The sequence below is a fragment of the Vibrio sp. 1249-1 genome (assembly GCF_033340495.1).
Genome location: NZ_JAWOWJ010000519.1, coordinates 1 through 710, shown reverse-complemented (window position 1 = coordinate 710; position 710 = coordinate 1). Strand labels below are relative to the sequence as shown.

The following is a 710-nucleotide window of genomic DNA, read 5'->3' as shown; positions in this document are numbered from 1 at the left end:
ATCGACCATTCATCCAGAACTCGACCATCTTGACGATAAAATTATCTTTCAGCGTAATGCAGCGCGTGCCATTGTACTTGATGGTGAAGATGTGTTGTTGCTCTACACCGAGCGTTATCACGATTACACGCTACCTGGTGGCGGAATTGATGAAGGTGAAGACGTTATTGCAGGGCTAGTCCGTGAACTCGAAGAAGAAACGGGGGCGCAAAATATTCATAGCATCAAACCATTCGGCATTTTTGAAGAGTTTCGTCCTTGGTACAAAGACGATGCCGACGTGATGCACATGATTTCGTTCTGTTACACATGCAAAATCGATCGTGAGCTGGGCGAGACAGCGTATGAAGATTACGAAGTGAAGAATGGCATGCGTCCAGTTTGGATGAATGTCCATGAAGCGATAGCACATAACGAAAAGACGATGGCAGAAAGCCCGAAGAAAGGAATGAGTATCGAACGTGAAACGTTCTTACTTCACCTGATCGCTAAAGAGTTGCTTTAGCTGTCACCAGAGTGCCGAAGACTGAGCTCATACCTATTGAATGGGAATGAGCTTCAGTAAGTGTTTTTAGACGTGTTTCGGGATTTCATCATTCACTTCTTTACGCAATTAAGAGCAATAAAAAAGTCCGAGCTCCCCCCCGGAACCCGGACTTATTCCAGACGCGCAAGCGAAGCGTCATCTCGATATTCTGAGTTTTGTTTCA

1 protein-coding gene is annotated in these 710 nt (G+C 45.4%); it reads left to right on the top strand.

The features are described 5' to 3' along the window. A partial coding sequence (locus R7Z50_RS27355; RefSeq protein WP_318149728.1) for an NUDIX hydrolase occupies positions 1 to 505 on the top strand: 505 nt, incomplete at its 5' end. Positions 506 to 710: the final 205 nt, after the last annotated feature.